General features: G+C 71.7%; 21 protein-coding genes and 1 tRNA gene. 16 read left to right on the plus strand and 6 right to left on the minus strand.

From position 1 onward, the window contains the following. Nucleotides 1–49: 49 nt before the first annotated feature. Nucleotides 50–1,087, minus strand: coding sequence for a YihY/virulence factor BrkB family protein (locus tag IG78_RS0126720; RefSeq protein WP_078964867.1), 1,038 nt, complete (start codon nt 1,085–1,087; stop codon nt 50–52). Nucleotides 1,088–1,253: 166 nt separating this feature from the next. Between IG78_RS0126720 and IG78_RS0126725 the strand changes: the two genes are divergently transcribed. From IG78_RS0126725 to IG78_RS0126755, 7 genes are read left to right on the plus strand one after another with little or no spacing between them, the layout of a single operon-like run. After that, nucleotides 1,254–2,372 (plus strand): glycosyltransferase, encoded by a 1,119-nt coding sequence (locus IG78_RS0126725; RefSeq protein WP_078964856.1) that lies wholly within the window; start codon nt 1,254–1,256, stop codon nt 2,370–2,372. Next, nucleotides 2,369–3,442, plus strand: coding sequence for a glycosyltransferase (locus IG78_RS0126730; RefSeq protein WP_030567588.1), 1,074 nt, complete (start codon nt 2,369–2,371; stop codon nt 3,440–3,442). The genes IG78_RS0126725 and IG78_RS0126730 overlap by 4 nt, the downstream gene beginning before the upstream one ends. Beyond that, nucleotides 3,439–4,569: a glycosyltransferase gene (locus tag IG78_RS0126735; protein ID WP_051852971.1), complete on the plus strand. Its 1,131-nt coding sequence runs from the start codon at nt 3,439–3,441 to the stop codon at nt 4,567–4,569. The genes IG78_RS0126730 and IG78_RS0126735 overlap by 4 nt, the downstream gene beginning before the upstream one ends. Continuing rightward, complete coding sequence (locus tag IG78_RS0126740; protein ID WP_030567590.1) at nt 4,554–5,438, plus strand: glycosyltransferase family 2 protein; 885 nt, start codon at nt 4,554–4,556, stop codon at nt 5,436–5,438. Before IG78_RS0126735 ends, IG78_RS0126740 begins: the two co-directional genes overlap by 16 nt. A 51-nt stretch (nt 5,439–5,489) precedes the next feature. Continuing rightward, nucleotides 5,490–5,999, plus strand: coding sequence for an SRPBCC family protein (locus IG78_RS0126745; RefSeq protein WP_037685131.1), 510 nt, complete (start codon nt 5,490–5,492; stop codon nt 5,997–5,999). After that, nucleotides 5,992–7,611, plus strand: a complete 1,620-nt coding sequence (locus IG78_RS0126750) for a phytoene desaturase family protein (protein WP_030567592.1) — start codon at nt 5,992–5,994, stop codon at nt 7,609–7,611. The genes IG78_RS0126745 and IG78_RS0126750 overlap by 8 nt, the downstream gene beginning before the upstream one ends. Before the next feature lie 38 nt (nt 7,612–7,649). After that, the gene (locus IG78_RS0126755) at nt 7,650–8,525 is read left to right on the plus strand and encodes an SDR family oxidoreductase (protein WP_030567594.1); all 876 of its coding nucleotides are present in this window, start codon (nt 7,650–7,652) and stop codon (nt 8,523–8,525) included. A gap of 569 nt (nt 8,526–9,094) precedes the next feature. On the opposite strand, the gene ku is transcribed toward IG78_RS0126755, so the two are convergent. Both ku and IG78_RS0126765 read right to left on the minus strand, forming a co-directional pair. Then, complete coding sequence (ku, locus tag IG78_RS0126760) at nt 9,095–10,156, minus strand: non-homologous end joining protein Ku (protein WP_030567595.1); 1,062 nt, start codon at nt 10,154–10,156, stop codon at nt 9,095–9,097. 122 nt (nt 10,157–10,278) lie between these two features. Then, nucleotides 10,279–11,547 (minus strand): phosphatase PAP2 family protein, encoded by a 1,269-nt coding sequence (locus tag IG78_RS0126765; RefSeq protein WP_030567597.1) that lies wholly within the window; start codon nt 11,545–11,547, stop codon nt 10,279–10,281. 254 nt (nt 11,548–11,801) lie between these two features. Here IG78_RS0126765 and IG78_RS0126770 point away from each other — a divergent pair, with 254 nt between their 5' ends. Beyond that, the gene (locus IG78_RS0126770; protein WP_030567599.1) at nt 11,802–11,996 is read left to right on the plus strand and encodes a hypothetical protein; all 195 of its coding nucleotides are present in this window, start codon (nt 11,802–11,804) and stop codon (nt 11,994–11,996) included. Nucleotides 11,997–12,026: 30 nt separating this feature from the next. Here the strand turns inward: IG78_RS0126770 and IG78_RS0126775 are convergent, their stop codons facing one another. After that, nucleotides 12,027–13,523, minus strand: coding sequence for an MFS transporter (locus IG78_RS0126775; RefSeq protein WP_030567601.1), 1,497 nt, complete (start codon nt 13,521–13,523; stop codon nt 12,027–12,029). Between the two features lie 238 nt (nt 13,524–13,761). Here IG78_RS0126775 and IG78_RS0126780 point away from each other — a divergent pair, with 238 nt between their 5' ends. Then, a complete protein-coding gene (locus IG78_RS0126780) occupies nt 13,762–14,334 on the plus strand; it encodes a cysteine hydrolase family protein (protein ID WP_030567603.1) in 573 nt (190 codons plus the stop codon). 464 nt (nt 14,335–14,798) lie between these two features. On the opposite strand, the gene IG78_RS49425 is transcribed toward IG78_RS0126780, so the two are convergent. After that, nucleotides 14,799–14,885: transfer RNA gene (locus tag IG78_RS49425), tRNA-OTHER, on the minus strand. 231 nt (nt 14,886–15,116) lie between these two features. Here IG78_RS49425 and IG78_RS0126785 point away from each other — a divergent pair. From IG78_RS0126785 to IG78_RS0126795, 3 genes are all read left to right on the plus strand, one after another. After that, nucleotides 15,117–15,659, plus strand: a complete 543-nt coding sequence (locus tag IG78_RS0126785) for an MOSC domain-containing protein (RefSeq protein ID WP_030567605.1) — start codon at nt 15,117–15,119, stop codon at nt 15,657–15,659. A 185-nt stretch (nt 15,660–15,844) separates the two neighbouring features. Continuing rightward, a complete protein-coding gene (locus IG78_RS0126790; protein WP_030567607.1) occupies nt 15,845–16,273 on the plus strand; it encodes a DUF4440 domain-containing protein in 429 nt (142 codons plus the stop codon). 140 nt (nt 16,274–16,413) lie between these two features. Beyond that, the gene (locus IG78_RS0126795; protein WP_030567609.1) at nt 16,414–16,896 is read left to right on the plus strand and encodes a DUF5709 domain-containing protein; all 483 of its coding nucleotides are present in this window, start codon (nt 16,414–16,416) and stop codon (nt 16,894–16,896) included. Nucleotides 16,897–17,585: 689 nt separating this feature from the next. Here the strand turns inward: IG78_RS0126795 and IG78_RS0126800 are convergent. Next, nucleotides 17,586–17,894 carry a hypothetical protein gene (locus IG78_RS0126800; protein WP_030567611.1) on the minus strand — a complete coding sequence of 103 codons (309 nt, stop codon included), beginning with the start codon at nt 17,892–17,894 and terminating at the stop codon, nt 17,586–17,588. Nucleotides 17,895–18,483: 589 nt separating this feature from the next. On the opposite strand from IG78_RS0126800, the gene IG78_RS0126805 reads away from it, so the two are divergent. The 4 genes from IG78_RS0126805 to IG78_RS0126820 all read left to right on the plus strand — a co-directional run bounded on the left by IG78_RS0126805 (nt 18,484) and on the right by IG78_RS0126820 (nt 21,630). Then, entirely contained in the window at nt 18,484–19,230 is a 747-nt protein-coding gene (locus IG78_RS0126805) for a hypothetical protein (RefSeq protein WP_225881993.1), read from the plus strand. Then, on the plus strand, nt 19,227–19,478 hold the full coding sequence (locus IG78_RS0126810) for a hypothetical protein (RefSeq protein ID WP_030567614.1): 252 nt from the start codon (nt 19,227–19,229) through the stop codon (nt 19,476–19,478). The genes IG78_RS0126805 and IG78_RS0126810 overlap by 4 nt, the downstream gene beginning before the upstream one ends. Continuing rightward, nucleotides 19,475–20,242, plus strand: coding sequence for a metallophosphoesterase family protein (locus IG78_RS0126815; RefSeq protein WP_030567616.1), 768 nt, complete (start codon nt 19,475–19,477; stop codon nt 20,240–20,242). Before IG78_RS0126810 ends, IG78_RS0126815 begins: the two co-directional genes overlap by 4 nt. Nucleotides 20,243–20,325: 83 nt before the next feature. Continuing rightward, nucleotides 20,326–21,630, plus strand: a complete 1,305-nt coding sequence (locus tag IG78_RS0126820) for an ATP-grasp domain-containing protein (RefSeq protein WP_225881994.1) — start codon at nt 20,326–20,328, stop codon at nt 21,628–21,630. Nucleotides 21,631–21,639: the final 9 nt, after the last annotated feature.

Here is a 21,639-nt window from a genome sequence, read left to right on the forward strand (position 1 = left end):
CGCCCGCGGCGGGCCGTGTGCCGTGCGGGCACCGCTGTGTTCGCAGCCCTCAACCGGCTTGTTCCTGGGGCCAGGTGCGGGTGTCGCGCGGCTCCACATAAGGCTCCTCCCCCTCGGGCAGGCCGCCCTCGATGGAGCGTTCACGGGCCAGCTCGGCGTCGAACTCCAGGCCGAGCAGGATCGACAGGTTCGACACCCACAGCCAGATCAGGAAGACGATGGCACCTGCCAGGGCGCCGTACGTCTTGTTGTACGAGCCGAAGTTCGCCACGTACAGCGCGAACCCGGCCGACGCGGCCAGCCACAGCAGCACCGCGAGGACACTCCCCGGACTCACCCAGCGAAAGCCCCGCCCGCGGACGTTCGGGGCGGCCCAGAACAGCAGGGCGATCATCAGGACGACCAGGAGCACGAGCACCGGCCACTTGGCGACGGCCCACACGGTCAGCGCCGCGTCCCCCACGCCCAGCACATCGCCCGCCCGTTTCGCCACCGGGCCGGTGAACACCACGATCACCGCGCTGGCCGCCACGAGCAGCATCAGCACGACGGTCAGTCCGAGCCGCAGCGGGGTCAGCTTCCACACGGGCCGCCCCTCGCGGAGGTCGTACACGGCGTTGGCGCTGCGGGTGAACGCGGCGACGTACCCCGATGCCGACCACAGCGCCCCGACAAGGCCGACAATGGCGAGCACTCCGCCGGTGGTGCTGTTGCGCTGGAGCTGTGCCACCGCGTCCTTGATGATGTCGCGCACCGCGCCGGGGGCCAGTTGCTGGAGGTTGTCCACGATGGAGCGGGTCGCCTCCTGCCCGGCCACCCCGAGGAGCGAGACCAGGACGAGGAGGGCGGGGAAGAGGGACAGCACCCCGTAGTACGTCAACGCCGCCGCCCGGTCGGGGAGCTCGTCCTCCAGGAACTCCTTGCCGGTGCGCCGCAGCACCTGCCCCCAGGCGCGAGCGGGCACGTGCGTGGGCCCCTTCGGCGCGTTCCGTTCCACCTCGGCGTCCGGGCCGACGGCCGGGTCCGGCTCTCCGTGGGACGTCTCCGGCTCTTTGTAAGCGTCTTCCTGCTTGTCTGTGCCTGCCATGTCCAGCGAGTAGCCCGCTTGGGCGTACCCAACCCCTCGGATCTCCGCCATGCGAGTTCACGATTAGGAACACATACTCGGGGTGATACGGAAGGGACCAGGGAGGCGCCGTCAGGCCAGGAGCGGCGCCCGTAGCCACTCGCAGCGATACCGGAGCACCACGGCCATGGACGATCCGACGACCCTGTCAGCACCGCTCCCTCGGACCGCGCCCGCATCCGCCGTTCCACTGCGGGTCGCGTCCGTGCCCGCCGGACACGTCTACGTACGGCACTGCGCCGACGAGCAGCACGCGGACGGCGTCGTCCGGCTCGCGGATCCCCGCCCGAACGGGGCGCCGAGCACCTCCCAGCGGTGGTGGCCGCCGGTCATGCTCGACCCCAACTGGGTGCACGCGCACCACGCGGACTTCGACGTGTTCCATCTGCACTTCGGCTTCGACGCCCAGTCGCCCGACGAACTGTCGTCGCTGGTTGCCGCCCTGCGGCAGCACGGCAAACCGCTCGTCCACACCGTGCACGACCTCCGTAACCCTCACCAGCGCGACCCCCGGCCGCACGCGGCCGCCCTTGACGTCCTGATACCGGCGGCCGACCACCTCATCACGCTCACTCCGGGTGCCGCCCGGGAGATACAGCGGCGCTGGAACCGCAAGGCCACGGTCCTGCCCCACCCCCACGTCGTCGACCTTCCCCACCTCTCCCGCCCCCGCCCGGAGCGCACGGCCTTCCGCGTCGGCGTGCACGCCAAGAGCCTGCGGCCCAACATGTCCCTGCTGCCGGTGGTGCGCACCCTCGCCAAGACCACCGCGGAGCTCCCGGACGCGGAGCTGCACGTGAACATCCACCACGAGGTGGGCGACCCGCAAGCGCACGCCTACGCCCCGGACGTCCTCACCGAGCTGCGGTCCCTCGCCGACAGCGGCGCGCTGCGGCTGCACGTGCACGACTACTTCGACGACGACGAGCTCTGGGACTACCTCACCGGGCTCGACCTGTCCGTCCTGCCGTACACCTTCGGCACGCACTCCGGCTGGCTGGAGGCGTGCCACGACCTCGGCACCGCCGTCGCGGCACCGACCTGCGGCTTCTACGCCGAACAGCGCCCGTGCCTGTCCTACGGCCACACCGAACAGGACGGCCTCGACGAGGCGTCCCTGGCTTCGGCCGTGCGCGATGCGTACCGCACCCGCCCGCGCTGGCGCGCCTCCGCGGCCGAGCGCACCGCCGAACGCGCCCGCGTGGCCGCGGCGCACCGGTCGGTCTACCGCGGGCTCCTCGCGTGACCGCGCACCTGCGCATCGCGCTCATCGCCTCCGCGCGCTTCCCGGTCAGGGAGCCGTTCACCGGCGGGCTCGAGGCGCACACCTGGTCGCTCGCCCGTGCGCTGCGGGCGCGGGGCCATCACGTGGAGCTCTTCGCGGCCCCGGGTTCCGATCCCGCCCTGGACGTCGTGGAGCTGCCGGTGCACCGGACGTCGCTGAGCGAGGCCGCCCGGTCGGACGTCAGCATGCCGCTGGACGCGGTCTGGATGCAGGAGCACCACGCGTACCTGCGGCTCATGCTCGACCTGTCGGGCGACGGCGGAGACCGCTTCGACGTGGTCCACAACAACAGCCTGCACTACTTGCCGATCGCCATGGCCCCGGCCGTCCGCGCGCCGGTCGTGACGACGCTCCACACGCCTCCCACCCCCTGGCTGGAGTCGGCCATCCAGACCGGCGAGCGCTGCCCCGTGACGTTCACCGCCGTCAGTGAGCACACGGCGTCCGCCTGGCGTCCCCTCGTCCCCGCCGCCCGGGTGATCCACAACGGTGTGGACACCGATCGGTGGCCCGCCGGTCCTGGCGGCCGGCACCTGGTGTGGTTCGGCCGCATCGTGGCGGAGAAGGGGCCGCACCTGGCGATCGAGGCGGCCCGCAAGGCGGGCCGGCCGCTGCGCCTCGCCGGTCCCGTCGGCGATGAGCGCTACTTCGCGGAGCGCGTGGCCCCGCTGCTCGGCGGGGACATCACCTATGTCGGTCACCTCGGTTGCCGGGACCTCGCCGCGCTCGTCGGCAGCGCGGCAGCCGCCCTGGTCACCCCCTGCTGGGACGAGCCGTACGGCCTCGTGGTGGCGGAGGCACTGTCGTGCGGCACACCGGTGTGCGGCCTGGACCGCGGTGCCCTCAGCGAGATACTCACCCCGGAGTGCGGCGCTCTCGCCCCGCGGGACGACGTCGGCGCGCTCGCCGAGCTCATCGGCCCGGTCACGCGCCTGGACCGCCGCGCCGTCCGGGAACGGGCCGAACGCTTCTGCTCCCTGGACGCCATGGCCGACAGCTACGCCTCCCTGCACCGGGAGGTGGCCGCGTGATCGGCTACTACGTGCACCACCAGGGGCGCGGACATCTGCACCGGGCCGTGTGCGTGGCCCGCCACCTCCGCGTTCCCGTCGTGGGCTTCTCCTCCCTGCCCAGGCCCGCCGGCTGGAGGGGCACATGGATCCAACTGCCGCTCGACGCGGACGAGGGCACGGGCGGGCCGCAGGACGTGCGGGCCGCGCGCGCGGGCGGGCCGCAGGACATGCGTGATCCGACCGCGGGCGGCGCACTGCACTGGGCGCCCCGGCACCACGCGGGCCTGCGCGACCGCATGGACGCGATCACGAGCTGGATCGCCCGGGCCCGGCCCCGCCTGTTCGTCAGCGACGTCTCCGTCGAAGTGGCGCTCCTCGCCCGTCTCACGGGCACCCCCGTGGTCGTCGCCGCGATGCGTGGCGACCGCTTCGACCGCGCCCACCGCCTGGGGTACGACATCGCCGACGCGCTGCTCGCGCCCTGGCCTGCGGCGGTTCCCGAACCGGACTGGCCACGGCACTGGCGGGCCAAGACCGTGCACACCGGCGCCTTCTCGCGCTACGACGACCGGCCCCGCGTTCCCCCGGGCGACCCCGCTCCCGGCCCGCGGAAGGTCGTCGTCCTGCTGGGCGCGGGCGGCACCGACGTCGACGCCGCCGCACTCCGCGAGGCCGAAGCGAGCACCACCAACTGGACCTGGACGTTCCTGGGCGGCCCGCACGGGCGGTGGGCCGACGACCCGTGGCCGCTGCTGTGCGGCGCCGACGCCGTCATCACGCACGCCGGGCAGAACGCCGTCGCCGAGTGCGCCGCGGCCCGCACACCCGCCGTCGTCGTGCCGCAGGACCGGCCCCACGGCGAACAGCGGGCGACCGCACAGGCACTGGCGGCCGCGGACCTCGCCACCGTACGGATGTCCTGGCCCGCTCCGCAGGAGTGGCAGGGCCTCCTCGACCGGACGGCGCGCCGCCCCGGCAGCCGCTGGGCCATGTGGGCCCCGGGCGACGGCGCACAGCGAGCCGCCAGGCTCCTGGAGCACCTGTCCGCGCCACCCCCGTGCACGACCCGGCGGGACACCCCGCGGACTGCGGGGCCCCCGTGCGGATCGCAGTGGACCGAGGGGGCCCCGTGCGGATCGCAGTGATCACTCTGGTCGCGGGCCGCCACCGCCACCTGCGACTCCAGCAGGACGGACTGGCGGGCAACACGCGGCGGCCGGACCACTACGTGGTGGTGACCATGGCCGACCCGGCCGCGCGGACCGTACTCGACGGAAGGCGGCCCACCGCCGAGACCGTGCCCGTCCCGGTGGCCGCCACCGGCGCTCTGCCCCTGGCGGCGGCCCGCAACGCGGGAGCGGCCAGGGCCCTTGCCGCCGGGGCCGACCTGCTGGTGTTCCTCGACGTCGACTGCGTCCCCGGCCCGGACCTGCTCGCCCGCTACGCCCGGACGGCGGCCGACGGCACCCTGCTGTGCGGCACGGTCGCCTATCTGCCGCCCCCACCGCGGGGCGGCTACCGGCTGAGCGCCCTTCCGGCCCTCGCGCCGCCCCACCCCGGCCGGCCCGTCCCCGGCGACTCGGAGGTCCTGCGGGACGGGGACCACGACCTCTTCTGGTCCCTCTCCTTCGCCCTGACCGCGCCCACCTGGCGCGCCGTCGGCGGCTTCTGCGAGGACTACACCGGGTACGGCGGCGAGGACACCGACTTCGCCCGCACCGCGGCCGCCCGCGGCGTCGGCCTGTGGTGGGTCGGCGGTGCGCCCGCCTACCACCAGCACCACCCGGTGAGCAGGCCGCCGGTCGAGCACCTCGACGACATCCTGCGCAACGGCTCGGTCTTCAAGAGGCGCTGGGGCATCTGGCCGATGAGGGGGTGGCTCGAGGACTTCGCCCGGCTCGGCCTGGTCGCGCACGACCCTCGTACCGACACCTGGTGGAAGATCCGGGACGGCGCCGAACCGGCCCCCGCCGGACGCGGGCCGGGCCGGGCGGGGGTTGGTCCGGTGCCGTAGGGGCACTCGGCGGAATGTCCGAAAACGCAAGGGGCGACACGGGAGGTAGTCGTGGCTGTTCGTCACCGACTGATCAAACGGCGGCCGGACGACGTCTGGGCCGTCCTCGCCGACGGCAACAAGTACGCCGAGTGGGTCGTGGGAACCTCCGAGTCCCACCCGGTGGAGGGCCGCTGGCCGCAGCGGGACGCGGTCATCGCCTACGAGATCCGCCTGGGGCCGGTGCGGTTGTCCAACAAGACGGTCGTGCGCCGCTGCGAGGAGGGCTCCGCCCTGGAGCTGGAGGCGCATGCCGGACCGCTCGGCACGGCACGCATCGCCGTCGAGCTGCGTCCCTGGGGCGAGCACTGCCTGGTGATCCTGGACGAGCACCCGCTGCAGGGCGCCGGTGGGCGGCTGCACAACGTGGGGTTCGAGGCGCTGATCCAATTGCGGCACCGCGCCATGCTCGGCCGCCTCGCCCGGCTCTGCGAACACGGCGGGCGGAGCGGGCAGCCCGCCGACGGCCTGGCCGGGTCCGCGACCTCGCCGAACGGCGGAAGGGGCGCCGCCCATGCCTGACGCCGTGGTCATCGGGGCCGGCCCCAACGGACTCGTCGCCGCCAACCTCCTGGCCGACGCCGGGTGGAGCGTGCAGGTCCTGGAGGCACAGCCCGAGCCGGGGGGCGCGGTGCGCCACGACCACGGTGTCGACCCCGACTTCGTGAGCGACCTCTTCAGCTCCTTCTATCCGCTGGCGGCCGCCTCGCCGGTGCTCGCCGGTCTGCGCCTGGAGGACCACGGCCTCCGCTGGGCCCAAGCCCCTGCCGTGCTCGCCCACCCGCGCACCGACGGAAGCTGCGCCGTGCTCGACCGGCACGTCGACGGGACCGCCGCGTCCCTCGACGCCTTCGCGGCGGGCGACGGCGCCGCGTGGTCCCAACTGCACGGCGTGTGGGACGAGCTGCGGCCCGCGCTCATCGACGCTCTGTTCACCCCCTTTCCGCCCGTGCGGGCCGGAGCGCGGCTCGCCCTGCGGCTGCGGGCGGGCGGCGGCCTCCGCCTGGCGCGTTCCCTGGTGCTTCCCGTGCGCCGCCTGGGCGAGGAGGAGTTCCGGGGTGAGGGCGGGCGGCTGCTCCTCGCGGGCAACGCCCTGCACGCCGACCTCGCGCCCGAGGCGGCAGGCAGCGGCGGCTTCGGCTGGCTCATGTCGATGCTCGGACAGACCTACGGCTTTCCGGTGCCGATCGGCGGGTCCGGCGCCCTGAGCCGGGCACTTGTCGGGCGGCTGCACTCCCGCGGCGGAAGCGTGCACTGCGGGCAGCGCGTGGACCGGATCGTCGTACGGGGCGGGCGGGCCGTCGGCGTGCGCACGACGGCGGGCGACACGGTGACCGCGAACCGGGCCGTGCTCGCGGACGTGTCCGTACCCGCCCTGTACGGCGAACTCGTCGAAGCGGAGCATCTGCCCCGCCAACTCCTGGACGACCTGCGCCGCTTCCAGTGGGACTTCGCCACCTTCAAGGTCGACTGGGCGCTGGACGGCCCCGTGCCGTGGGAGGCCGAGCAGGCGTCCCGCGCCGGAACCGTCCACCTGGCCGACGGCATGGACGAGCTGACGCGCTTCGCCGCCCAGATCGCCATGGGCCTGGTCCCCGACCGCCCCTTCCTGCTGTTCGGCCAGATGAGCACCGCCGACCCGTCCCGCTCCCCCCTCGGCACCGAATCCGCCTGGGCCTACACCCACGTACCCCAGGAGGTCCGCGCGGACGCCGCCGACGAAGGCGTCACCGGCACGTGGGACGCCAAGGAACAGGAGCTGATGGCCGACCGGGTCGAGCGTCAGGTCGAACGTTTCGCACCGGGGTTCCGCTCCCTGATACGTGCCCGGCGCGTCCTTGCGCCGCCCACCCTGCAGTCCATGGACGCCAACCTCGTCGGCGGCGCCATCAACGGCGGTACGACGGCCCTCCACCAGCAGCTCTTCTTCCGCCCCCTGCCGGGCACCGGGCGCCCCGAGACCGCCGTGGCGGGCCTGTACCTGGCCTCGTCGGGGGCCCACCCCGGGGGCGGCGTGCACGGCGCCCCCGGCGCCAACGCCGCACGCGCCGCGCTGCGCCGTCACCGGCTCCCGGGCATGACCCGTACGCAGCGCCTGCTCGCCCGCCGCGACCGCACGGGACGCAAACAGTGAGGAGGACTGCCGAACGAGCAAGAAGCCGGAGGCCGCTCATGGGCACCGGACCGCTCAGGAACCGGACGGTCGTGGTGACCGGCGCCGCCCGCGGGATCGGCGCGGCCCTCGCGCACGAACTGGCGCGGCGGGGCGCCGCGGTCGCGCTGCTCGGCCACGAGAAGCGAGCCCTGGAGGCCATCGCCGCGGCGCTGCCGACCGCCACCCTGGTCCGCGAGGTCGACGTCACCGACCTCGCCGCGCTCGACGCCGCGGCCCACGACGTCCGCACGCGTCTGGCGCCCCCGTCCGCGGTCATCGCCAACGCCGGTGTCGCGCAGGGCGGGCCCTTCCTCGCGTCGGACCCGGACGACTGGCGGCGCGTGCTCGACGTGAACATCGTCGGCAGCGCCCACACCGCCCGCGTCTTCCTGCCGGACCTGCTCGCCACCTCGGGCTACTTCCTACAGGTCGCGTCGCTCGCGGCGATCGGGGCGGCCCCGCTGCTCAGTGCCTACTGCGTCTCCAAGGCGGGAGTGGAGGCGCTGGCGCACACCCTGCAGGCCGAGACGGCGCACCGCGGTGTCGCCGTGGGCATCGCCTACCTCAACTGGGTGGACACCGGCATGCTGCGCGAACTCGATCGACACGGCCTCCTGCACGGCCTGCGCACGAGCATGCCGCCGCCCGCCCGCGGTGTGTCGGACCCCGACGCGGTGGCCGCACGCCTCGTACGGGCCGTGGAACGCCGCCGCACCGCCGTGTACGCCCCCGCCTGGCTCCGCCTCGTACAGCCGCTGCGTGCCGCCCTGCCTCCGGTCGTGCTGCGCGTGGCCCGCCGTCGGCTCCCCCGTCTGGAGGCCGCCACGCCCTGCCGGAGCAGCGGTCCGCTGGGTCCTGGAGGCCGGGCGGACCGGCGGGCGGACGGACGCTAGCGGTCGTACAGGGTGTGCCGCGGAGTGCGGCCGTAGCGCTGCCGGTACAGGACGGCGACTGAAGATGGCGGGTCGGCGTGAGGGCGTGGACGGTGGCGGCGAGGAGTTGGGCGGTGTTGGAGGCGCGCAGCCGGGCGTCACCGGCGCGATGCGGTCGACCACGTGGCGGCCGATGTAGGCGACGGTGGCACGCAGGTGCCGGGCGGCAGCGGGGCTGACGGCCGTCGGGCCGAGCAGCCGTGGCCCCACGGAGCGGCCGACCGGGTCGGCGACCCTCGTGAACAGGTCGGGGTCGAAAGTGATCAGGTCGTAGGTCAGGTCCGTGTGCCGCCCGGCGCAGGGCCGGTCGGGCGGCGCGAAGGCCACGACATCGCCGGGCCCGAAGTCGTGTTCGACGCCGTCGTAGGTGTGCAGCGGGATGACGCCCCCGTGCAGGACACCGATCGTGATCAGGCCGGTCGGCGCCACGGTGTACTCCATGCCGAAGCTGATGCGGGCCAGGTCGACCGGTCCCCCGGCGGAGGCCTTGATGTGTGCGGAGGGCTCACTCCACGGCGTGTCCGCCCGGCTCAGGCGCTCCGCCGCTGTCTGCCGGCGGCGGACTTCTTCGCCGTGCTCTTCTTGGCCGTGGAGGACTTCGCCTTCGCCGCGGACGACTTCGCGGTGGACGACTTCGCTTCGGCCTTCTTGGTCGCGGACTTCTTCGCCGCGGGCGTCTTGGCCGTGGTCTTCTTCGCGGCGGACTTTCTCGCCGCGGACTTTCTCGCCGACGTCTGCTTCCGGGCCGTCCCGGTTTTCTTCGGCTTCAGCTCGTGCACGTCCGCGTCGGCGCCGGTCTCGCCGCGGGTCCTGCGCGCCCGCTGCACGGACTGTTCGAGCGCGGCCATGAGGTCCACGACCTCCCCGGAGGGCGCCTCCTCCGTCTCCGCGCGAGGCGGCTTCTTGCCTTCCGCCTTGGCCTGGATGACGTCCTCCAGCGCCTGCGTGTACCGGTCGGCGGCCCATTCCGCGCCCTCGATGCCTTCCTCACGCGTCATGGAGTCGATGAGCTGTACGGCCCGGTCGATCTCGCTGTCGTCGATGTCGACGTCCTTGGGGGCGAGGCTCTCCGGGGAGCGGATCTCGTCGGGCCAGCGCATCGCGTGCAGGACGATGGCGTTGTCGCGGATGCGCAGGAGTCCGAGCCGCTCGCGGCCGTGCCAGGCGAATTTAGCGACGGCCGCCTTCGCGTTCCGCTCCAGGGCCTTCCGCAGGAGCGTGTACGGCTTCGCTGCGACGCCACCGTCGGGCTCCAGGTAGTAGCCCTCCCTGATCCGTACCGGATCGATGCTCTCGTAGGGGACGAACGCGGCGATCTCGATCGCTCTGGCCGTCGGCAGCGGGATCTCGCGGAGTTCCTCGTCCGAGACGGCGACGAGGGTGTCCTTGGACACCTCGTACCCCTTGCCGATCTCGTCCTGGCCGACCTCTCTGTCCTCGATCTCGCACACCTTGCGGGTGCGGATCCGCCCCATGTCCTCCAGGTGGTACTGGTGGAAGTGGATGGAGTGGTCCTCCGTGGCGGCGACCACCTTGATCGGGATGGTGACCAGACCGAAACTGATGGCACCGGACCATACGGGGCGGGGCATGACGAACCTCCGGACTGCCCCGAGGTCTTCAGAAGTAGGAGCTGTAAGGGGCGCGCACCCAGTGGGTGTACGCCCCTTCCCTGCTTCCTCTCACGGTAGGGCGCCCCCCGGCCCCTCACCACTCAGACGAGTTCGGGCTGCGGTTCCGGCTTCGGTACCGGTGTGATCTTCGGCTCCCACTGCCTGGTGGTCCGTATGTAGCCGTGTATCACGGAACCCATCGCCAGAATGAGCAGGGGCCCGAACAGCCACGGATATCTGGCCATTTCCATCGGCAGATAGCGATAGGACACCAGGAGCGCCGCGAAAACCACCGTGCCGTGCGCGACCAGTTGAATTCCCGAGCGGTCCCAGCCACGGTCCAGCGAGCGCATCGCGGCTTCGATCGTGACCGCGAACACCACTCCGGCGACAATGTCCACGCCGTAGTGATAGCCGAATCCCAGCGTGGCGCCGAGCGTGGCGAGGAGCCAGAAAGCACCCGCGTACTGCAGGACCCGTGGCCCCTTGCGGGAATGAATGAAGATCACGGTGGCCCATGCCGTGTGCAGGCTGGGCATGCAGTTGCGCGGGGTGATCTCGTCGAACGGCATCGGGTTCGGGGCGTGGACCGGCAGCGTGTCCGGCCACAGGTCGGCGATCGCCCACTGCCCGCCGTCGGAGCCGAAGGCGAAGATCGGCCCGACCACCGGGAAGATCATGTAGATGCCCGGCCCGAGGAGGCCGATCACCAGGAACGTGCGCACCAGATGATGACCGGGGAAGCGGCGCTCGACCGCCACGTTGCGTAGCTGGTACAGGGCGACAAGGACCGCCGCGACCGCCAACTGGACGTAGACGAAGTCGAGGAAGTGGGAGCCGACCGGACCGGTGGCCCTGACCATCCGGCCCACCACCCACGAGGGGTTGCCGAGGGCGTGATCGGCGGTCGCCAGATACGGGTCGAGCACGGTCGGACGGGTCTTCGAGGTGATGAGCAGCCAGGCGTCACCGGTCTTGCGGCCGGCCACGAGGAGCAGGCCGAGGCCGACGCCCTTCAGGAGCAGGACGCGTTCCGCGCCGGTGCGGCGCGTGACAGCGATGACCGCACAGCCCAGAATCACCCACAGCGCGCCGTTGCCGAACATCATCTTCGCGTCGAAAGGCCACCGCACCAGAGCGAAGACGACATCGATTCCGACTGCGACACCAAAAGCGATGTATCGCTGCCGCCAAGTGAGCACCACCATCATCAACGCCATACCGGCATACAGCAGCGGCCCCGACGCGGGGGCGAAAATCACCTCGCGCGCCTGATTGGCGATCGGCCCCGGGAGGCCGTAATGACGCGCGGCGATCTCCAGGGCGATGAGAAAGCCGAGGGCCACCACACTCGCCGCTGTCCACAGCATCGCCCGTGGCTGACGCCACGCGGCGAATACAGATGCACAATTTTTCCTGGAAAACATTCGCGATGCTATAGATATCAATGGTTTGGCCGATTTGTTAGATGTTGGCTATATGTCTCACTTTGCGCTAGATAGCATGGTTTTCCCGGTGGAGGACCAGCGACCAGGGCGATCGTTGTGAGGCGGATCATGTTAGCGGGGAGCCGTTCAGGTGACTAACGGTCGCGATACACGGAAGGTCGTCATAGACCTGGGTCATGAGCGATGAACAGACGTCATGGCACCCCGGTGAGATCGTCCCCGACAGCGGGATCTACGAGTGCGACTGCGGCGGCGAGCACCACTGGAGCACCGACGTGCGCGGCCACCGGTTCCCGCCGCTGCCCGAGACGTGCCTGGGCGAATACTGGCGGTTGCAGACGCAGGCCCACCCCGAGGACTCACTCCGCTGACCCGAGCGGACCCGAGCGGACCCGCGGACCTTACCCCTTGCTCCCCGTGGGTGCCGCGGGCGCCGAGACCGACAGCGGCGTCGCGATGTCCTCGAGCGAGCGCCGCTCGGCGGGCACGGCGAGCACGGCGGCCACCAGGCCCGCGAGCGTCATCAGACCGGCGCCGATCTGGAAGGCGAGCGCCGTGTCGGACACCACGCCCGTCTCCGTGAGCTCGGAGAAGAGCAGCGGGCCGCTGATGCCTCCGGCCGCCGTACCGATGGCGTAGAAGAAGGCGATGGCCATCGCCCGGGTCTCCATCGGGAAGATCTCGCTGACGGTCAGATACGCGGAGCTGGCGCCGGCGGACGCGAAGAAGAGCACCACGCACCAGCAGGCCGTCAGGGTCTTCGCGGTCAGGTGCCCGCCGTCGAAGAGCCAGGCGGTGCCGAACAGGAGCAGGCCGGACAGGATGTACGTACCGGAGATCATGATGCGTCGGCCGACCGTGTCGAAGAGGCGGCCGAGCAGCAGCGGTCCGAGGAAGTTGCCGACGGCCATCACCGCGAAGTAGTAGCCCGTCGATCCGCTGGGGACGTCGTAGAACGTGGTGAGGATGGCGCCGAAGCCGAAGGTGATCGCGTTGTAGAGGAACGACTGCCCGATGAACAGCGAGAAGGCGAGCACCGAGCGTTTGCGGTAGGTCGAAAGGACGGTCTTCGCCACCGTGCCGAAACCGATGCTCTTGCGCGCGTGGATGGTGATCTGGCCCGCGGGCTCCGGCAGCGCCTCGCCCTTCTCCTCGACGATCTTCTCCTCCACCCCCCGTACAAGATCCTCCGCCTCGTCCCCGCGCCCGTGGATGAACAGCCAGCGCGGGCTCTCCGGGACGTTGCGGCGTACGAGCAGGATGACCAGGCCGAGAACCACGCCGAGGGCGAACGTGAGCCGCCAGCCCACGTCGAGCGCGAAGAGGTCCGTGTTCAGCGCGAGCACGGAGAGCAGGGCGCCGCCGACCGCACCGAGCCAGAAGCTGCCGTTGATGATCAGATCGACGCGGCCGCGGTACCGGGACGGGATCAGCTCGTCGATGGCCGAGTTGATGGCCGCGTACTCACCGCCGATACCGAAGCCGGTCAGGAAGCGGAAGGCGAAGAACCACCAGCTCGAGAAGGACACCGCGGTGAGCGCCGTGGCCGCGAGATAGACGGCCAGCGTGATCAGGAAGAGCTTCTTGCGGCCGTAACGGTCGGTCAGCCAGCCGAAGAACAGGGCTCCGGCGCACGCTCCCGCCACATAGAGCGCGGCGGCCACACCGGTCACCTGCGCCGCGGTGATGGGCAGCCCGCTGCCCTCCTCCGAGAGCCGGCCGGCGATGCTGCCGACCACCGTGACCTCGAGGCCGTCCAGGATCCAGACGGTGCCGAGCCCGATGACGACGGTCCAGTGCCAGCGGGACCACGGCAGGCGGTCGAGCCGTGCCGGTACGGCGGTCGTGAGCGTGCCGGTCGCGGCACCGGCGCTCCCGTGGCGGTCACCCGTTGCCATCCCAGCCTCCTTCGCCCGCCTGCGAGGGCCCACACCGTCCGCCCCGCTGATCCGGTCCGTGCTGAGGCACCGTGTTCCCGCGGGCCCTCGACGCACACGCCGTCCACGCCGTCCACGCCGTCCACGAAGCATCACCGCCCGCGTCCCGGGCCGCAGCCCGTCAGGGTCCGAGCGGGCTACCGCGCTGCCGGTTCTTCCGGGAAGCTCTGATTCCCGAAGCAGAGATGGGACGGCAGACATGGCGAACAGCGCCCTCCTCGTGATGGACGTCCAACGCGAGATCGTGGATCTCGCCACCGACGACCCCGCATTCCTGCCCCGCCTCCGTACGGCGATCGACGGCGCCCGCGCGGCGGACATGTCCGTTATCTACGTGGTCATGGGCCTGCGCCCGGGCCGTCCTGAGGTCAGCCCCCGCAATCGCGTACTGACCGACGCCGTGCGCGCGGGCCTGTTCGTCGAGGGCGGCCCCGGCACCGCGATCCACCCCGACGTGGCGCCCCGGCAGGACGACGTCGTGGTCACCAAGAGGCGCGGGAGCGCGTTCTCGGGCAGCGACCTCGAACTGGTGCTGCGGGCCCGCGACATCGATCACCTCGTCCTCACCGGCATCGCGACCGGCGGTGTGGTCCTGGCGACCCTGTGCAGCGCGATCGACCTGGACTATGGGCTCACCGTCCTCGCCGACGCCTGTCTGGACATCGACCCCGAGGTGCACAGGTTCCTCGTCGGGACCCTGTTCCCGCGATCGGTGGACGTCCTCTCCGTGGCGGACTGGGTGGAATCCTCGGGCCGCGCCCGCCCCGCCTGACGCCGGAGTCATGCGGGGTACCGCCTTACCGCCCGCGCGGCACGGGCGCATACTGGGGGGCCGTGAGCACGCAGCCGTCTCCCGAGCCGGACCCGGCCGAGACCACGGGCACGCGCCATGGTGGCCGAAAGCGAGCAGATGCTGCTGCGCGGCAAGGCGACACTGCGTCGCACCGACGCCCGCGACGCGCTTGAGCAACGGGTCGTCGAGGTGGCGTCCGCGCTGGCCGACGCGCAGGACGCCCTGGCCGAGCACAGCACCACGAAGGACTCGCTGAGCAACGGCCGCAGAACGCAGCGCTCCACCTGCCCCAGGCCGAACGGGCCCGCTGCGCTTCTCAGGACCTGCGGGAACTGCCGCGATCCGGGGCGGCGTCGATCCGTCAGTGAGTCCGCCAGTCCGCCAGTGCGGCGGTACGTCATGGGAGCGGCCCGTGCACGAGCCATTGCCGCCGCGTTCCGTTGCGGAGAGGGCAGGATTCGAACCTGCGTGGGCTTGCACCCGACTGAAGCGAACTCCGGTCCCCGATAAACCACTCCGGGCACCTCTCCCCTGCCTCGGGGGCGGTGGTCCGGGTGTTCTCCGGGTCGTTCCCCTTGACGTTCATCAGGTTGCCCCAGGTCCCTGACACGGCACTGACGGGCGGCTCGACCGGCCGAAGTCGAGCGGTGACGGCGCGGTTGAAGCTGCGCGTCTCGCCCGCATCCGACCTCGCCCGAAGGGTGTTCTGGTCCAGGTCTAGAGTGTTGGTTGATCTTTGTCATCGAGGAGGGGGTCCACGGATGAGCGGGACAGTGACCGCGGTCAGCAGCAACGGCGAGTACTCGTTCACCAAGCCGAACCGCGACAGCGTCACGCTGCTCGCCGGGCTCGGCGTGGAGGGCGACATCCATGCCGGTGTGACCGTCAAGCACCGCTCACGGGTCGCACACGACCCCACCCAGCCGAACCTGCGCCAGGTCCACCTCATCCACGAGGAGCTCTTCGCGGAGGTCGGCGCCGAAGGGTTCACCGTGACGCCCGGCGATCTCGGCGAGAACATCACCACGCGCGGCATCGACCTGCTGGGCCTGCCCGTCGGCACCCTGCTGCACATCGGCGACGAGGCCGTCCTCGAAGTGACAGGGCTGCGCAACCCGTGCCGGCAGATCGACGCCTTCCAGGGCGGACTGCTGAAGCAGGTCGTCGGGCGCGACGCGGCCGGGAACCTCGTACGCAAGACCGGAATCATGAGCGTGGTGCGGGAGGGTGGCGTGGTGCGCCCCGGCGACACGGTCAAGGCGGTGCTTCCCGACGGGCCGCGCCGGCCCCTGGAAAAGGTCTGACTCTCCCTCCGGTCCGACGCCCTCCGCGCTCCCCGGCGACAGCGCCATGAGATGCATGAATGTGTGAGATGTGTGAGTGGCGTCACAGCTAATCAAGTTTGACTATTAGCTGGGAGCGGGCATACAGTCCTCACCGTAATCAACTTTGACTACTTCTTGCTTCTTCTTCTTCGACAGGAGTCCGCGTGACCTTCCTCCCCGAGACCGGATACGTCCCGACCGACGAGGACCGCTCGAGCCTGGACGCCTGGTTCGCCGCCTACGACGCGCACAGCGCCAAGCGCGACGTCCAGGCCATGGCGGATCTCGCCGTGTTCCCGCTCAACCTGGTCAGTGACGACTCCGCGGGCAACGGCCGGTCGGCGCAGTGGGATCGCGAGCAGTTCGTCGGCACCATGACCCACGTGATGGGCGAAGGCTCCCAGGACATCACCTTCGAATCCCAGCGCACCCCGGTGTTCCTCTCCCCCGCGATGGCGGTGGTCTTCACCGACTCGACGATGACGGCGAACGGCGAGAGCACGCAGCTCCGTTACGCCGACATCCTCGTCAGGCGCGACGGGCAGTGGGCCTTCCAGACCATGATCCAGGGAGGCTGGGGCGACAACCTGTGAGCCGCCGGGCCCTCCGCCCCGCTGCCCGCACCGCTGCCTAACGCGCCGCCACGTTCGACGTCAGGCGCTGAGCCGCGCGCACTGGATCAGTGCCCGGACACCATGTTTTGAACATGTTTGTCCGGGCACTGCGACATGTCATGAGCGACCAGAACATGGCAGACGACGCCTACCAGCCCACCGGGGACAACGAGGAGCAGGAGGACGCCGCACCGCTGGACCTGCAGGACGCGGTGGACGAGCGTACGTACGATGACATGCTCGACGAGGGGTACTCGCCCCCGGAGAAGCCCCTCGGTGTCACCAAGACCGGCACCACGGCGGCGGAACAGCATGAGGGCGAGACCCTCGACGAACGGCTCCGCCAGGAGGTGCCCGACACGGAACCGCCCCCGGGGGACGGCATCGGCGACCTGTCCGGCGGCGAGGGGGAGCCACTCGACCCGGAAGCCGGTGCGGAGCGCTCCGGCCGCCTGGTGGCACCGGACGAAGGCGCGCACCCGGACACCACCAAGGAACTCATCGCCGACGACGCGGGCATCGACGGCGGGGCCGCGGGCGCCGAGGAGGCGGCCATGCATGAGGTGCGTGACGAGGATCTGCCGGGGGGCGCCGGGGGCTGAGCCCTGAGCGGAGGGGCTGGACCCCGAGCGTGGGGCTGGACCCCGAGCGTGGGGCTGGACCCCGAGCGGACTGGGCCCTCAGCGCAGGGGCTGGACCCCGACAATCACGGCGGCTGCGCCCCGACCGCAGGGACTGGACCCTGAGCACGGGGGTCGGACCCCGACCACGGGACTGCACCCCCAGCGCAGGGACTGGACCCCGACAACCACGGCGGCCGCACCCCGACCGCAGGGACTAGACCCCGAGCACGGGGATCAGACCCCGACCACGGGACTGGACCCCTGACACAGGAACTAGAACCCGACCTCGGGACTGCACCCCAGGCAGGGACTGGGGCACCGCCCACGGGGCCGCGCCCCCCCACCACCGGGGCTGCACCGCCACCACGGGGACTGCGCCCCGACCACGGGCGCTGCCCCCACGGGGGCCGCAACCCCGACCGCAGGGTCTGCACCCCCGCGGGCCCGCACCCCGACCGCCGGGCCTTGCACCCCGGCCACGGGCGCGTGCGCCCCGGCCACAGGGGCTTGCACCCGCACCGCGGGGACCGCGCCCCCGCGGGATTGCGTCCCGACCGCGGGGACCGCCCCCTGTCCCGGTCCACCGCCCTCGCGGCCCCGTCCCAGTCCAGCCCCGTCGCGGCGGGGCTCAGCCCGGGCCCCGTCGCGGCGGGGCCCGGTCCGCCACCTCAAGGGCGTGGGTTGACCCGCCGCCACCCGGGGCGTGCCCCGGTGCCCGCACGGCCGGCGACGGACGCGCACCGGGGGCACAGGCGCCGTACCCGGTCCGCCGCGCCGCCCGACTCCGGGATGGTGTCCGTCCAGGGCACATGGGAGAAGCGCGCGAGGCGGGACCGGCTGAGGGACAGTCCGCAGACCGTCTCGTTGCGACCGGGTTCCCAGGCGTGCACCTCACCGGCGGGCAGCCGTCTCCGGCCTTCCTCCTCGTCGACCCACTCACCGGAGGCCGCCACCGCGTATCTCTTGCGCCGAGCCATGCCCGCCCGGGTGACCAGGCGGTCCAGCGTCAAACGGAGGCGGCGGCACAGCGCCGCGCCCGCCCATCGGGGGTTCACCCGTCCGGCCCAGCGCGCCCCGCCCGGGGCCGGGGCGCGCCGCAGCGGCGGGACCTCGCCCCGAAGCACAGGCGCGGCCCGCCCCCACCGCCGCGCGGCGGCACGGTGCGGTCGTGATTGGGACGCCCCGCACGGGAAACTCGTCACACCATCAGGCCGTCTCGAAGACACCCCGTCCCGAAGACACCAGAGACACCAGAGACACCGAAGACACCAGAGACTCCAGAGGCTCGGAGAACCCGTCCCGTTCGTTCTCGCAGGCTCGGGAGTCCGTTCCGGAAAGGGGCCCGATGAGTACGCCACCGAACGACCCGACGCCGCCCCGGCCCACTCCGGCGCCGGGGCCGACGGACCCGCAGCCCGGGCCCGCCCCGGGCCCCGTACCCGCTCCCGGACCCGACCCGGTCCCCCCGGCGCCACCCCGTCCGGAGCCCGACCCCGTGCCGCCGACCCCCCGCCCCAGCCCGTATCCCGCACCCGGTCCCGTTCCCTCTCCGGCGGAGCAGCAGTGATGCCCGACGCGGACGACGCCGCACACGACGAGCCAGGACACACCCCCGACCTGCGTGCGGTCTCAGGACAAGCCGAGCGGCACCGGCGGCACGACGTGGTCGTGGAACCACTGCCGCCCGACCGCAATCAAGCGATCCTGGAGGCGACCAAGCAGGTCGGAGCCCTCCTCAAGAAGCACGGACACGATTTCGCCCTCGCCGGCAGCGTGGCCGTCTACGCCCACGGCGGCACCGGCAACCTCCAGCACGACGCCGACTTCTGCGTCAGGCCCGAGGACGCCGACGCCGTCGCCGTCACGCTGCGGGAATCGGGCCTGAAGGTGTACGCACCGCCGGAGGACTGGCTCCTGAAGGCCAAGTGCCTCGGGCAGGACATCGACCTGATCTTCCGCCTCGGCGGCGAACCCGTCACATCGGAACTCCTGGACAGGTCCGCGGAACTGCCCGTGGACTCGGTGTTCATGCCCGTCCTCGCGCCGACCGATCTGCTGCGGAGCCTCATCGGCGCCTTCTCCGAGCACCACTGCGACTTCGGTGCCGTCCTGCCGATCGCCCGGCTCCTGCGCGAGAAGGTCGACTGGGAGCAGATCCGCCGCGAGCGGGGCGAGGAGCCGATGCCTGCCGCCTTCCTCTACCTGCTGGAGCGCCTCGACGTCATCGCGCCCCAGGAAGACAGCCCGGCACCGCAGGGAGGCCACCCGGCACCGCGGCAAGGCCGCCCCGCACCGCAGGGAGGACACTCATGACCGCCCCGAACACCGACTACCGCATCGCCCACCTCCAGGACCGCCTCGCGGCGGAGGAACTCGGCGAACTGGGGGTGCGCATAGAGGCACGCGGTCCGGGAGTGACGGTCACCGGCACCGTCCCGACCGCCCAGTGCCGCGAGAAGCTCGTGCGCACCGTCGACGAGGAACTCACCGGGCTGACCGTCCGGTACGACGTCATCGTGGCCGAGAACGCGGCCCCGGACCGCCCGGAGGAAGTGACATGATCCGCGTCGCGGCTGTGGGAGACATCCACCTCGGGCTCGACAGCGAGGGCCTGCTCAGGCCGGCCCTTGAAACCCTGCCCGAATGCGCCGACCTGCTGCTCCTTGCCGGTGACCTCACCCGGCACGGCACACCGGAGGAAGCGCGGGTGGTCGCCCGCGAGATGTCCGGCCTCCCCGTCCCCGTGGTCGCCGTCCTCGGCAACCACGACCACCACGACGAACAGCCGGAGCGGGTCACCGACGTGCTCCGGGAAGCCGGCGTGCGGGTCCTGGAGGGCCAGGGGACGGTCCTGGACATCGACGGCACGCGGGTCGGCGTCGCCGGCACCAAGGGCTTCGGCGGCGGGTTCGTCGGGCGCTGCGGCAGCGAGTTCGGCGAACCGATGATGAAGGAGTTCATCCGGTACACCCGCCGGTGCGCCGACGGCCTGCGGACGGCTCTGGAGGATCTCGCGGAGGCGGGCTGCGGGACGCGTATCGCGCTCACCCACTTCTCCCCCGTACCCGACACACTGGCCGGTGAGCCGCTGGAGATCTATCCGTTCCTCGGCAGCTATCTCCTGGCCGAGGCCATGGACACCGCGGGCGCCGACCTCGCCCTGCACGGCCACGCGCACGCGGGCACGGAACACGGCATGACCAGCGGTGGCGTGCCGGTCCGCAATGTGGCGCAGCCGGTCATCCGGCGGGCGTTCAACGTGTACCACCTGCACGCCCAGGAGGACGGCGCGCGGCCCGCGGCCCCGGCGGACGTGGTCGGCTGAGGGGGGTTTGAGCCCTGCGGCCCGGGTACCCAGCCACCTCGATCAATCATTTCCGTACCATTTTTGAGCTGTTGGGATCCCACGTGACAGAAAACGTCTTTGTCTGCGGCCTGGACGAGGCCAACCTGCCGACCTTGTCGGCAGTTCCGGACGCGCACCGTTACCGCTTCCACCAGTTGCTCACCATCGAGGAGTTGCAGCACGGCGAGGTCTCGATGCCGGACCTGATCGCCAAGGCCCAGAAGATACTGGACGGCTTCGACGGGACCATCGACGCGATCGTCGGCTACTGGGACTTCCCCGTCAGCACGCTCGTCCCGATTCTGGGCGAGCGCTACGGGACCCGCACCACCAGCCTGGAATCCATCGTCAAGTGCGAGCACAAGTACTGGAGCCGCCTCGAACAGCAGAAGGTGACCGACGCCCACCCCCGCTTCGGCCGGGTGGACCTGGACGCGGCCGACCCGCGCCCCCCGGAGGGCGTGCGCTTCCCGATGTGGCTCAAGCCCGCCCTCTCGTACTCGTCCGAACTCGCCTACGGGGTGAAGGACCAGGCCGAGTTCGCCGACGCCGTCGCCCGGATCCGTGCGGGCATCGACCGCGTGGGCAAGCCCTTCGAGTACATCCTCGATCGGCTCGACCTGCCGCCGGAGATGGCCGACGTCGGCGGCACCGTGTGCCTGGCCGAGGAAGCCCTCACCGGTGTGCAGGCCGCGGTGGAGGGCTACGCCCGTGACGGCGAGGTGACGGTGTACGGCATCCTCGACTCCATCAACTACCCCGACTCCCCCTGCTTCCTGCGCCACCAGTACCCCTCGGCCCTGCCGGAGCCGGTGCAGCGGCGGCTGCGGGACATATCGGAGCGGGTGATACGCCGGATCGGCATGGACTCGGCGACGTTCAGCATCGAGTTCTTCTACGACCCCGGCACCGACTCCGTGAACATCCTGGAGATCAACCCCCGTCACTCCCAGTCCCACGCGGAGATGTTCGAGTACGTCGACGGCGTGCCCAACCACCACTGCATGCTGCGCCTCGCCCGCGGCGAGGACCCGGGGCTCCCCCACCACAAGGGCCGGTACCGCATGGCGGCCAAGTGGTACCACCGCTGGTTCGCGGACGCCACCGTGCACGACGTCCCCACGCGCGAGGACCTCGACCGCATCGAGGAGAGCATCCCGGGTGTCCGTATCGACGTCTCGCCCCACGAGGGACAGCGCCTGTCCGATCTGCCCCAGCAGGACAGCTACAGCTACGAGCTCGCGCACATCTTCACCGGCGGCGACAGCGAGGACGACCTGCGGGAGAAGTACGACAAGTGCGTGGCCGCCCTCGGTCTGACCTTCGACGAGACCCGGCCGGGCAGCCGCGACACGAAGAACCCGTGACCCGCGGCA

It is taken from the genome of Streptomyces aureocirculatus (genome assembly GCF_000720475.1).
Taxonomy (GTDB): domain Bacteria; phylum Actinomycetota; class Actinomycetes; order Streptomycetales; family Streptomycetaceae; genus Streptomyces; species Streptomyces aureocirculatus.

What these genes read in the sequence shown, in the direction of transcription:
- IG78_RS0126720 (WP_078964867.1), bottom strand. Translation starts at nt 1,087, where the DNA reads ATGGCAGGCACAGACAAGCAGGAAGACGCTTACAAAGAGCCGGAGACG.
- IG78_RS0126725 (WP_078964856.1), top strand. Translation starts at nt 1,254, where the DNA reads ATGGACGATCCGACGACCCTGTCAGCACCGCTCCCTCGGACCGCGCCC.
- IG78_RS0126750 (WP_030567592.1), top strand. Translation starts at nt 5,992, where the DNA reads ATGCCTGACGCCGTGGTCATCGGGGCCGGCCCCAACGGACTCGTCGCC.
- IG78_RS0126755 (WP_030567594.1), top strand. Translation starts at nt 7,650, where the DNA reads ATGGGCACCGGACCGCTCAGGAACCGGACGGTCGTGGTGACCGGCGCC.
- ku (WP_030567595.1), bottom strand. Translation starts at nt 10,156, where the DNA reads ATGCCCCGCCCCGTATGGTCCGGTGCCATCAGTTTCGGTCTGGTCACC.
- IG78_RS0126765 (WP_030567597.1), bottom strand. Translation starts at nt 11,547, where the DNA reads ATGCTGTGGACAGCGGCGAGTGTGGTGGCCCTCGGCTTTCTCATCGCC.
- IG78_RS0126770 (WP_030567599.1), top strand. Translation starts at nt 11,802, where the DNA reads ATGAGCGATGAACAGACGTCATGGCACCCCGGTGAGATCGTCCCCGAC.
- IG78_RS0126775 (WP_030567601.1), bottom strand. Translation starts at nt 13,523, where the DNA reads ATGGCAACGGGTGACCGCCACGGGAGCGCCGGTGCCGCGACCGGCACG.
- IG78_RS0126780 (WP_030567603.1), top strand. Translation starts at nt 13,762, where the DNA reads ATGGCGAACAGCGCCCTCCTCGTGATGGACGTCCAACGCGAGATCGTG.
- IG78_RS0126785 (WP_030567605.1), top strand. Translation starts at nt 15,117, where the DNA reads ATGAGCGGGACAGTGACCGCGGTCAGCAGCAACGGCGAGTACTCGTTC.
- IG78_RS0126795 (WP_030567609.1), top strand. Translation starts at nt 16,414, where the DNA reads ATGAGCGACCAGAACATGGCAGACGACGCCTACCAGCCCACCGGGGAC.
- IG78_RS0126800 (WP_030567611.1), bottom strand. Translation starts at nt 17,894, where the DNA reads ATGGCTCGGCGCAAGAGATACGCGGTGGCGGCCTCCGGTGAGTGGGTC.
- IG78_RS0126805 (WP_225881993.1), top strand. Translation starts at nt 18,484, where the DNA reads ATGCCCGACGCGGACGACGCCGCACACGACGAGCCAGGACACACCCCC.
- IG78_RS0126810 (WP_030567614.1), top strand. Translation starts at nt 19,227, where the DNA reads ATGACCGCCCCGAACACCGACTACCGCATCGCCCACCTCCAGGACCGC.
- IG78_RS0126815 (WP_030567616.1), top strand. Translation starts at nt 19,475, where the DNA reads ATGATCCGCGTCGCGGCTGTGGGAGACATCCACCTCGGGCTCGACAGC.